The sequence below is a fragment of the Geodermatophilus sp. SYSU D00779 genome, from assembly GCF_054050595.1.
In genome coordinates this window covers 1-11,015 of record NZ_JBJGZQ010000057.1, presented here as the reverse complement: position 1 = coordinate 11,015, position 11,015 = coordinate 1, and the positions used below count along the sequence as shown (strand labels likewise).

General features: G+C 75.6%; 9 protein-coding genes. 4 read left to right on the top strand and 5 right to left on the bottom strand.

Annotation, left to right across the window (positions count from 1 at the left end; genetic code table 11):
* Positions 1-18 precede the first annotated feature (18 nt).
* The 5 genes from ACI79G_RS24625 to hemE form a co-directional block, all read right to left on the bottom strand.
* Entirely contained in the window at positions 19-513 is a 495-nt protein-coding gene (locus ACI79G_RS24625) for an SRPBCC family protein (protein ID WP_456883664.1), read from the bottom strand.
* Positions 514-527: 14 nt separating this feature from the next.
* Positions 528-1,244 (bottom strand): hydrogen peroxide-dependent heme synthase, encoded by a 717-nt coding sequence (gene hemQ, locus ACI79G_RS24620; protein WP_456883663.1) that lies wholly within the window; start codon positions 1,242-1,244, stop codon positions 528-530.
* Positions 1,245-1,577: 333 nt separating this feature from the next.
* Complete coding sequence (locus ACI79G_RS24615) at positions 1,578-2,789, bottom strand: alpha-hydroxy acid oxidase (protein WP_456883662.1); 1,212 nt, start codon at positions 2,787-2,789, stop codon at positions 1,578-1,580.
* 140 nt (positions 2,790-2,929) lie between these two features.
* Positions 2,930-4,309, bottom strand: coding sequence for a protoporphyrinogen oxidase (gene hemG / locus ACI79G_RS24610; RefSeq protein ID WP_456883661.1), 1,380 nt, complete (start codon positions 4,307-4,309; stop codon positions 2,930-2,932).
* Entirely contained in the window at positions 4,306-5,373 is a 1,068-nt protein-coding gene (hemE, locus tag ACI79G_RS24605; RefSeq protein WP_456883660.1) for a uroporphyrinogen decarboxylase, read from the bottom strand. The genes hemG and hemE overlap by 4 nt, the downstream gene beginning before the upstream one ends.
* Positions 5,374-5,445: 72 nt before the next feature.
* Here hemE and ACI79G_RS24600 point away from each other — a divergent pair, with 72 nt between their 5' ends.
* The 4 genes from ACI79G_RS24600 (at position 5,446) to ACI79G_RS24585 (ending at position 10,950) form a co-directional block, all read left to right on the top strand.
* Positions 5,446-6,075 (top strand): DUF3000 domain-containing protein, encoded by a 630-nt coding sequence (locus ACI79G_RS24600; RefSeq protein ID WP_456883659.1) that lies wholly within the window; start codon positions 5,446-5,448, stop codon positions 6,073-6,075.
* Between the two features lie 123 nt (positions 6,076-6,198).
* The gene (locus ACI79G_RS24595) at positions 6,199-7,455 is read left to right on the top strand and encodes an HRDC domain-containing protein (protein ID WP_456883665.1); all 1,257 of its coding nucleotides are present in this window, start codon (positions 6,199-6,201) and stop codon (positions 7,453-7,455) included.
* 190 nt (positions 7,456-7,645) lie between these two features.
* On the top strand, positions 7,646-8,869 hold the full coding sequence (locus ACI79G_RS24590) for a thiolase family protein (protein ID WP_456883658.1): 1,224 nt from the start codon (positions 7,646-7,648) through the stop codon (positions 8,867-8,869).
* Complete coding sequence (locus tag ACI79G_RS24585; protein WP_456883657.1) at positions 8,866-10,950, top strand: 3-hydroxyacyl-CoA dehydrogenase NAD-binding domain-containing protein; 2,085 nt, start codon at positions 8,866-8,868, stop codon at positions 10,948-10,950. The genes ACI79G_RS24590 and ACI79G_RS24585 overlap by 4 nt, the downstream gene beginning before the upstream one ends.
* Positions 10,951-11,015: the final 65 nt, after the last annotated feature.

Here is an 11,015-nt window from a genome sequence, read left to right as displayed (position 1 = left end):
CCCCGCGGGGAACCGCCCTCAGCCGCATCCCGGGGACGTGGCGGCCAGCACGGGCGCGAGTTGCCGCCAGCGGTGCTGCCGCCACCGGAAGAAGCCACCGGCCAGGGCGCTCACGACACCGGTGAGCCGTCCGGCGCCGACCTCGACGTCGTCGGTGTAGCGGCAGCCGGTGGGTCCGGCCGGTTCGACGGTGATGTGGTGGCGCCACACCGACACCGGGCCGCCGTGCTCCTCCGTGCGGACGGTCATCGCCGCGTCGTCGAGGACGTCGATGCGCAGGGTGTGCCGCGAGAGGGGCAGCACCCCGAGGAGCAGCAACCGGGTGCTCACCGACTCACCCTGCTGCCACGGGCGCCGGCGACCCTCCAGGGCCGGCATGCGGAGCACGGGAGCGGCGACGTGCAGCCGGGTCGCCGGGGACCGCAGCGCCCGCCAGACCACCTCGGCCGGCGCGTCGAGGGTGCAGGTGCGCCGGACGGTCCGCAGCCGTCGTCCGCCGTCCGGACGGGGCACGGACGGAGGGGGCGTCACGGCAGGTCGGCGACCAGCTCCGCGACCGGCTTGCGGACGCCGGTGTAGAACGGCACCTCCTCGCGGACGTGCCGCCGGGCGGTCGAGGCCCGCAGCTCGCGCATGAGGTCGACGATGCGGTACAGCTCGTCGGCCTCGAAGGCGAGCATCCACTCGTAGTCGCCGAGGGCGAACGAGGCGACGGTGTTGGCGCGGACGTCGGCGTACCCGCGCGCCATCCGGCCGTGCTCGGCGAGCATCGCGCGGCGCTCCTCGTCGGGCAGCAGGTACCACTCGTAGGACCGCACGAACGGGTAGACGCACACGTAGCGGCGCGGCTCCTCGTCGGCGAGGAACGCCGGGATGTGGCTGCGGTTGAACTCGGCCGGCCGGTGCAGCGCCATCTGCGACCACACGGGCTCCAGGTGCCGGCCCAGCGCGGTGCGGCGCAGCCGGGTGTAGGCCTCCTGCAGCGCCTCGGGGGTCGAGGAGTGCCACCAGACCATGAGGTCGGCGTCGGCCCGCAGGCCGCTCACGTCGTAGGTCCCGCGGACGACGACGTCCTTGCCGGCGAGCTCGTCGAGCAGCCCCTGCACCTCGTCGGCGACGGCGGTGCGCTGCTCCTCGCCCAGCGGGCGGGCCAGCCGGAACACCGACCACATCGTGTAGCGGATGGTGGCGTTCAACTCGTTCGCCCGCTTGCCGATGCTGCGCTGGTCGGTCTGCTCGCTCATGGCCCCATCATCCCCCGCGGTGCCGGGCGACCGCCGCCCGCCCGACGGTGGGCAGACGGCGGCGCTGGCCTCCCTGCAGGTGGCAGGGAGGTCCGATCTCAGCGGGAGGCCGGACCGGTCTCCCGCAGGTCGCGGACGGGCACGGTGTGGGCGTCGCGGCAGTCGCTGCACGCGGCCATCCACACGTGGTGCCGCAGGCAGCGGGCGGGTCGGAGGACGGGTCGCTCGGGGTGGTGCACGGAACTCACTCGGGAGTGAACGGTCCCGGCCCGGGTCCCATGCCGCGGCAGCGCGGTGGCGTCCACCACGTCCCGCGTCAGCGACCGGCCGGGCTCACCGGAGGCGCACCCGCTCCTTGGTCAGCTCGGCCACCGACGTCACCCCGGTCAGCTGCATGGCCGTCACCATCTCCCGCCGGAGGATCTCCAGGACCCGGTCGACCCCGGCCTCTCCCCCGGCCATCAGGCCGTAGAGGTAGGCGCGGCCGACCAGCGCCGCGCGGGCTCCCAGGGCGACGGCGGCCATGACGTCCGACCCGGACATGACCCCGCCGTCGACGTAGACCTCGGCCCGGTCCCCGATCGCCTCGGCGATGGCCGGCAGCTGCTCCAGCGGGGTCGGCGCCTGGTCGAGCTGGCGGCCGCCGTGGTCGGAGACGACGACGCCGTCGGCGCCGGCGTCGACGGCCGCGACCGCGTCGTCCACCGTGAGCAGGCCCTTGACGATCAGCGGGCCGGACCACTGGTCACGCAGCCACCGGACGTCGGCCAGGGTGGCGCTCGGGTCGAACACCTGGCTGGCGAGGTCGGAGACCGTCCCGGCGAACGAGTTCAGCGAGGCGAACTCCAGGGGCTCGGTGGTCAGCAGGTTGGCCCACCACGACGGGTGCCGGGCGCCGTCGAGGACCGTCCGGGCGGTCAGCGCCGGGGGGATCGTCATCCCGTTGCGCACGTCGCGCAGGCGCAGGCCGCCCACCGGGGTGTCCACGGTCAGGACCAGGGCCTCGTAGCCGTTCCCGGCCGCGCGCCGGACGAGCTCGGTGCTCGCGGCACGGTCGCGCCACAGGTACAGCTGGAACCAGCGCCGCCCGTCCGGCGCCTCGGCGACCAGCCGCTCCGGCGACGTCGTCCCCATGGTGGACAGGGCGTACGGCACCCCGGCCCGGGCCGCGGCACGCGCCACGGCGGGCTCGCCCTGGTGGTTCATCATCCGCGTGAACCCGGTCGGTGCCATGACGAGGGGCAGTGCCGCGGGCCGACCCAGGACGGTGGTCGAGACGTCGACCGAGGAGACGTCCCGGAGCACGCTCGGCACGAACTCGACCCGGTCGAACGCCGCCCGGGAGCGGCGGAGGCCGACCTCGCGACCCGCCCCGCCGTCGGTGTAGTCGAACACCGCCCGGGGGACGCGCCGCCGGGCCTGGTCCCGCAGGTCCTCCACCGACGCGGCCCGGCGCAGCCGCCGGGCCGTCCGGTCCAGGGTGATCGGCTGCACCTGCAGGAGAGGCCGGAACTCCGACCACCGTGGCAACCGGCGCCGTGTCATGAGGGGTTCCTCCACCGGGCGGGCGAGAAGGGCAAGAGACCCCATGGTCCAGCTCGAGCCCGTCGCGCGCCCCTCCTCGCCGCCGGCGGTGGGTCGACTGACCCCTCCGGTCCCCGCCGGGCGCCGCGGCGGCCCACGGCTCAGAGCAGCGCGTCGACCGCGTGGTGGGCGTCGCGGATGCACGCCGGCACGCCGACGCCGCGGAACGCCGCCCCGGCGATCGCCAGCCCCGGCACCGCGCTGACGGCCGCGCGGACGGCGTCCACCCGCTCCTGGTGGCCGACCAGGTACTGCGGCAGCCCGCCGCCCCACCGGACGACGCGGGTGGCGACCGGCTCGGGCCGGGACAGCTGTAGCAGGTCGGCGACGTCGGCGACCACGGCGGCGGCCAGGTCGTCGTCGTCCCGCTGGAGCTCGCGCTCGTCGCGGAACCGGCCCACCGACGAGCGCACGAGCAGGTGCCCGCCGTCCAGGTGCGGCCACTTGCGCGAGGACACGGTGACCCCCTTGACCAGCCGGCCGGTCACCGGCGGCACCAGCAGGCCGGACCCGGCGGCCACCTCCTGCGCCGGGAAGGCCATGGCGACGACGGCCATCGACGCGTACGGGATGCCCTGCAGCGGCTCGACCGCGCCGGGCGCGACCCCGGCCAGCAGCCGGGCGGCCTTGGGCGCCGGCGCGGTCACCAGGACGGCGTCCGCGCTGAGCCGCTCAGGTGCGTTCGCCCGGCCGATCGAGAGCTGGAACCCCGACGGCGTCCGCACCAGGCCGTGCGCCGGCGTGCGTAACCGGACCTCGGCGCCCGAGGCCGCGACGAGCGCGGCGGGCAGCGAGCCGATGCCCTCGGTCACGGTCACGAACACCGGGCTGCCCGCGTCGAAGCGGCTGCGCGCCCCGGCGTCGCGGGCGGCGGCGGCCGCGCCCAGCACCGAGCCCGCGGCGGGCAGGTGCGCGGCCAGCTGCGGCATGGTGGCCCTCAGCGACAGCTCGTCGGCCCGCCCGGCGTAGACGCCACCGAGCAGCGGCTCGACCAGCCGGTCGACGACCTCGTCGCCGAGCCGGGCGCGCAGCAGCGCGCCGACGGCGACGTCGTGGCGGGCGAGGTCGTCGTCCGGGGTCAGCGGCGGCAGGTCGGCCTCGGCGGCCACCCGAGCCACGCCGTCCGGTGTCAGGACGCCGTCGAGCCCCTCGGCCGACGCCGGGACGCCGAGCACGGTGCCGGCCGGCAGCGGGAACCGGCCGTCGGGCAGCACCACCGCCGCCTGCGTGGTGGCCGGGGCGACCAGCCGGTCGGCCAGGCCGAGCCGCTCGACCAGCTGCACCGCCTCGGGCACCCGCGCGAGCATCGCCTCGGGGCCGGTGTCGTACCAGTGCCCGGCCAGCTCGACGCGATCGAGCTTGCCGCCGATGCGGTCGCCGGCCTCGAGGACGACGACCTCGTCGTCCGGGCGCCGCCGGTGCCACTCGAACGCGGCGGCCAGACCGGTGATGCCGGCGCCGACGACGACGAGCCGGCTCATCTGGTCGTCAGCTCGTGGACCAGCTCGACGACGGAGGTGAGCACGCCCGGGTCGGTCTCGGGCAGCACTCCGTGGCCGAGGTTGAACACGTGCCCGCGCGCGGCCCGGCCCTGCTCGACCACCCGGCGCACCTCGCGGTCGACGGTGGCGCGGTCGGCCAGCAGGACGGCGGGGTCGAGGTTGCCCTGCAGCGAGCGCTGCGGGCCCACCCGGCGGGCGGCCTCGTCCAGCGGCACGCGCCAGTCGACGCCGACGACGTCGGCCCCGGCGTCCCCGATCAGCGGCAGCAGCTCACCGGTGCCGACACCGAAGTGGATGCGCGGCACGTCCCGGTCGCCGAGAGCGTCGAAGACGGCGCGCGAGTGCGGCAGCACCCGCTCGGCGTAGTCGGCCGCGGACAGGACGCCGGCCCAGGAGTCGAACAGCTGCAGGGCCGAGGCGCCGGCGTCCGCCTGGGTGTTCAGGAAGGTCGCCGCGGAGACCGCGAGCCGGTCGAGGAGCCGGCCCCACGCCAAGGGCTCGGCATACATGAAGGCCTTGGTGCGGGCGTGCTCCTTGGAGGGACCACCCTCGATGAGGTAGGTGGCGAGGGTGAACGGCGCCCCGGCGAAGCCGATGAGCGGCGTCGCGCCCAGCTCGGCGACCAGCCGGCGGACGGCGGTGGCGAGGAAGTCCAGCCGGTCGGGCTCCAGCGGCGGCAGCGCGTCGACGTCGGCGACGGTGCGCACCGGGTGGGCCACCACCGGTCCGACCCCGGGCTTGATCTCGATGTCGACGCCGGCCACGACCAGGGGCAGCACGATGTCGGAGAAGAGGATCGCGGCGTCCACCCCGTGCCGGCGCACCGGCTGCAGGGTGATCTCGGTGACCAGGTCGGGGTCCTGGCAGGCCTCGAGCATCCGGGTGCCGGCCCGCAGCGCGCGGTACTCCGGCAGCGAGCGGCCGGCCTGGCGCATGAACCAGACGGGGGTGCGCCGCACCGGCAGGCCGCGGGCGGCCCGCACCAGGTCCGAGTCGGCGGGAGAGGACGCGGGGGTCGGCGCGGCGTCGGCAACAGCGGTCACGACGTCCCATCCTCCCAGAACCCGCGCGGCGCGTCGGCGGCACGGGGCGGTCCGGCGACCTACCCTGCGAACGTGGAGCCTTCCAGCCTGGCCGGTGCCGGCCACGGCGCGGACCGACCCGGCGACGAGCCGCCGGCTGAGTTCCGTGCTGCCCTGGAGGCGCTGGCCGGTGTGACCGCCCGCCCCGAGATCGTCCTGGAGGCCATCCCCGCCCCCCAGCGGCTGGCCCCCCACGCGTACGCCGTGGGCGCGCTGGTCACCGAGCCCGACGGCGACGAGGAGGTCGAGGTCGCCAGCGGGCGGTTCATCGTGCTGCACGACCCGGCCGGCCACGAGTCGTGGGCGGGCACCACCCGCTGCGTCGGCTACCTGTCGGCCACCACCGACGAGCACATGGTCGACGACGCGATGTTCTCCGAGGTCGCCTGGAGCTGGCTGACCGACGCCCTCGAGGAGTGCGGCGCCGCGTCGCACGCTCTCGGCGGCACCGTCACCCGCACCGCCTCGACCCGGTTCGGCGAGCTCGCCGGCCCCCAGCACTCGGTCGACGTCGAGATCCGCGCCTCCTGGACGGCGGAGGACACCCACCTCGACCGGCACCTCGCCGCGTGGCTGGACGTGCTGGGCAGCGCGGCCGGGCTGCCGCCGCCCGGCGTCCGGCTGCTGGGTCCCTCCGGGCAGCCGGACGACGGCACTCCGTAACATCGGTGTCCCGGGGGTGCTCGGCACCCCCGCGCCGGCGCCCCCTCCCGGGGCCTGCTGCGGCCCCGCCGCGGAACCGCGCGCTGACCACGCTGTCGAGACGGGCGAGAAGGTGGACCTGCCCTGAGCACCCAGCCCATCCCCGCACAGCCCGCCCCCGCGCCGGACGACGAGCCGACCACTCCCCCGGCGGTCCCGCTGCTCACCCCGCGGGACGGGCTGCCCCCGGTCATCGAGACCTCCACCGCGCTCGTGGAGTACGCCGAGGCGCTGGCCGCCGGCAGCGGCCCGGTCGCCGTCGACGCCGAGCGCGCCTCCGGCTACCGCTACGGCCAACGGGCCTACCTGGTGCAGCTGCGTCGCGCCGGCGCCGGCACCGGGCTGATCGACCCCGTCCCGCTGCCGGACCTCTCGGTCGTGCAGTCGGCCGTCGTCGACGCCGAGTGGGTGCTGCACGCGGCCAACCAGGACCTGCCCTGCCTGGCCGAGATCGGCCTGGTGCCGACGCGCGTCTTCGACACCGAGCTCGCCGCCCGGCTGGCCGGGCTGCCGCGGGTCGGGCTGGGCGCCGTCGTCGAGTCGCTGCTGGGGTACTCGCTGCAGAAGGGACACTCGGCCGCCGACTGGAGCACCCGCCCGCTGCCCGAGGAGTGGCTGGTCTACGCCGCGCTGGACGTCGAGGTGCTCGTCGACCTGCGTGACGCGCTGGCCGCCATCCTCGAGGAGCAGGGCAAGACCGAGTGGGCGCGGCAGGAGTTCGAGGCGATTCTCGCCGCCGGGCCGCCCGCGCCCAGGGTCGACCCCTGGCGGCGGACGTCGGGGGTGCACGGACTGCGCAACCGCCGGCAGCTGGGCATGCTGCGCTCGCTGTGGCAGGCCCGCGACGAGCTGGCCCGCCGCCGCGACGTCGCTCCGGGGCGGGTGCTGCCCGACGCGGCCATGGTCTCGGCGGTGCAGGCCGACCCGCGCACCGAGGCCGCGCTGATGGAGCTGCCGGTCTTCCGCGGCCGGGCCAACCGCAAGCTGGTCGGCACCTGGTTCGGGGCGCTGGCCCGCGGCCGGGAGCTGCCGGAGTCCGAGCTGCCCCCGCACAGCCGCCCCGGCGACGGCCCGCCGCCGGTGAACCGTTGGGCCGACCGCGACCCGGCCGCCGCCACCCGGCTGCAGGCCGCCCGCGCCGGGCTGGCCGAGCTGGCCGTCACGCACACCGTGCCGGTGGAGAACCTGCTCTCCCCCGACCTCGTGCGCCGGCTGATGTGGACCCCGCCCGAGCCGCGGGACGCCGAGACCGTCGCCGCGACGCTGCGGGGCGGCGGCGCCCGCGAGTGGCAGGTCGAGCTGACCCGCGACCTGCTCACCGACGCCCTCAACCGCGCCTAGCGGACCTCCCTCGCGGCGAGAGCGGCGGTCTCGCACGGTCGCGGCGGTCCAGCCGTGCGGGAGCGCCGGTCCCGCCGTCCGGGAGCTGCCTCCACAGGGTGACGCGTCGTGCTTGGTCCGCGGGTTACCGACGGGTAACTTCATCGGCGCCGCGCCGTACCGGCCGGCTCCGATCTGCTGCGGAGGTCCTGTGTCATCTGGAGAACGGCGGCCGCGCTCGCTGCGTGAGGTCGTCTTCGTCGACGGCGTGCGCACCCCCTTCGGCAAGGCCGGCCCGAAGGGCATCTACGCCGAGACCCGCGCCGACGACCTGGTCGTGCGCGTGATCCGCGAGCTCCTGCGCCGCAACCCGGCGCTGCCGGCCGACCGCGTCGACGAGGTGGCCATCGCCGCCACCACGCAGGTCGGCGACCAGGGCCTGACCATCGGCCGCACCGCCGCGCTGCTGGCCGGGCTGCCGAAGTCCGTACCCGGCTACGCGATCGACCGCATGTGCGCCGGCGCGATGACCGCCGTCACCACCACCGCGAGCGGCATCGCCTTCGGCGCCTACGACGTCGCGATCGCCGGCGGTGTCGAGCACATGGGCCGCCACCCGATGGGCGAGGGTGCCGACCCGAACCCGCGCTTCTTCAGCGAGAAGCTGGTCGACGGCTCCGCGCTCGTCATGGGCGCCACCGCCGAGAACCTGCACGACCGCTCCCCGCACCTGACCAGGGAGCGCACCGACGCGTTCGCCCTGGCGAGCCAGCAGAGGTACGCCGAGGCCGTCGCCAACGGCCAGATCGGGCCGGAGCTGGTGACCGTCTCCACGCGCAGCGCCGAGCAGGGCTGGGGGCTGGCCACCGTCGACGAGCCGCCGCGGCCGACCACCACCCTCGAGGGCCTGGCGACGCTCACGACACCGTTCCGCCCGCACGGCAACGTCACCGCGGGCAACTCGGCAGGCCTCAACGACGGCGCCACCGGCTGCCTGCTGGCCGCCGAGGAGGTCGCGGTCGAGCTCGGCCTGGACGTCGGCATGCGGCTGGTCGGCTACGGCTTCGCCGGCGTCGAGCCCGAGGTGATGGGCGTGGGCCCGGTGCCCTCCACCGAGCGCGCGCTGGCCCGCACCGGCCTGACGATCGAGGACATCGGCCTGTTCGAGCTCAACGAGGCCTTCGCCGTCCAGGTGCTGGCCTTCCTCGACCACTTCGGCATCGCCGACGACGACCCGCGGGTCAACCCGTGGGGTGGCGCGATCGCCGTCGGCCACCCGCTGGCCTCCTCCGGCGTCCGGCTGATGACGCAGCTGTCCCGCCAGTTCGCCGAGCGGCCCGACGTCCGCTACGGCCTGACCGCCATGTGCGTGGGCCTGGGCATGGGCGCCACCGTGATCTGGGAGAACCCGAACTGGGAGGGGTCGAGCAAGTGACCGCGACGTTCGAGGACGAGGTCGTCACGCAGGCGAAGGTCCGCTACCTGCGGGGGCCCGGGCTCGCCGGTGAGGTCGCTCTGGTCACGCTGGACAACGGGCACGACCACACCCGGCCGTCGACCTTCGGTCCCGGCGGGCTGGCGTCGCTGGACGCGGCGCTCGACGAGATCGCCGCCCACACCCCGGCTCCGGCGGCGATCGCGGTCACCGGCAAGCCGTTCGTCTTCGCCGTCGGCGCCGACCTCTCCGGCGTCCCGGCGATCACGTCGGCGACCGACGCCCGGGAGATCGCCGAGACCGGCCACCGGGTGTTCCGCCGGCTGAAGGACTCGACGATCCCGACCTTCGCCTTCGTCAACGGCGCGGCGCTCGGCGGCGGCCTGGAGCTGGCGCTGCACTGCCACCACCGGACCATCGCCACGACCGCCGTCGTCGCCTTCCCCGAGGCGTTCCTCGGCCTGGTGCCCGGCTGGGGCGGCACGCAGCTGCTGCCCAACCTGATCGGCATCGACCCGGCGGTCACCGTGGTCGTCGAGAACGCCCTCGCGCAGAACAGGGTGACGCCGGGCCCGGAGGCGGCGGAGCTCGGCATCGCCGACGCGGTGTTCGAGCCGGCCGACTTCCTCGAGCGCTCGATCGAGTGGGCCGTCGGCGTGCTGAACGGCGACGCGACCGTCGACCGGCCCCAGGTCGACCGCGCAGCGTGGGACGACGCCATCGCCCGTGCCCGCGCCGTCGTGCGGGCGCGGACCCGCGACGCCTCCCCCGGCGCGCTGCGGACCGTGGAGCTGCTCGACCTGGCCCGCAACGGCGTGGACGGCGAGGCGTTCACCGCGGGCACCGCGGCCGAGGACGACGCCCTGACCGACCTGCTGATGAGCGACGAGCTGCGGGCGAGCCTCTACGCGTTCGACCTGGTCGACAAGCGGGCCAAGCGGCCGGCCGGCGCGCCGGACCGGAAGCTGGCCCGCACGGTCACCAAGGTCGGCGTCGTCGGCGCCGGGCTGATGGCCTCGCAGCTGGCGCTGCTGCTCGTCCGCCGGCTCGAGGTGCCCGTCGTCCTCACCGACGTCGACCAGGCGCGCGTCGACAAGGGCGTCGGCTACGTCCATGCGCAGCTGGAGGAGCTGGCCGCCCGCGGCCGGCTGTCCCAGGACCGGCTGAACCGGCTCCGGGGCCTGGTCACCGGCGCGCTCGACAAGGCAGCCTTCGCCGACGCCGACCTCGTCATCGAGGCCGTGTTCGAGGAGATGTCGGTCAAGCAGCAGGTGTTCGCCGAGGTGGAGGCGGTCGTCTCCCCGGAGTGCGTGCTGGCCACCAACACCTCGGCGCTGTCGGTGACCGAGATGGCCTCGAAGCTCGAGCACCCCGAGCGCGTCGTGGGCCTGCACTTCTTCAACCCGGTCGCCGTCCTGCCGCTGCTGGAGGTCGTGCGCGCCGAACGGACCGACGACGCCACGCTGGCCACCGCGTTCGCCGTCGGCAAGGCACTGAGGAAGAGCTGCGTGCTGGTCGCCGACGCCCCGGCCTTCGTGGTCAACCGGCTGCTCACCCGCTTCCTCGGCGAGGTCACCGCCGCCGTGGAGCAGGGGACGCCGGTGGCCGTCGCCGACCGGGCGCTGGACCCGCTGGGCCTGCCGATGACGCCGTTCGAGCTGCTCACGCTCGTCGGCCCGCCGGTGGCGCTGCACGTGGCCGAGCGGATGCACCAGGCCTTCCCCGACCGGTTCACCGTCGGCGAGGGGCTGCGCCGGATGGTCGAGCTCGGCAAGGCCTCGGTCTACAGCGAGCCGGGCGTCGTCGACCCCGACCTGGCCGGCATCGACTCCGGCGACTCCCCGCTCACCGAGGAGCAGGTGCGCCGGCGGGCGGTCGAGGCCCTGGCCCAGGAGATCCGGCTGATGCTCGACGAGGGCGTCGTCCAGGCCGTGCAGGACATCGACCTCTGCATGGTCCTCGGCGCCGGCTGGCCGTTCTGGCTGGGCGGGATCTCGGCGTACCTGGACCGCGCCGGGGTCTCGGAGGAGGTCACCGGCTCCCGGTTCCTCCCGCGCGGGGTGGCCTCGCTCCCCGCCTGAGGAGCCACGTCGATGATCAGCTGAGCTGGTCGTCCCGGGTCCTGGCCCACCACCAGTGGTGGGCC

What these genes read in the sequence shown, in the direction of transcription:
- hemQ (WP_456883663.1), bottom strand. Translation starts at nt 1,244, where the DNA reads ATGAGCGAGCAGACCGACCAGCGCAGCATCGGCAAGCGGGCGAACGAG.
- ACI79G_RS24615 (WP_456883662.1), bottom strand. Translation starts at nt 2,789, where the DNA reads ATGACACGGCGCCGGTTGCCACGGTGGTCGGAGTTCCGGCCTCTCCTG.
- hemG (WP_456883661.1), bottom strand. Translation starts at nt 4,309, where the DNA reads ATGAGCCGGCTCGTCGTCGTCGGCGCCGGCATCACCGGTCTGGCCGCC.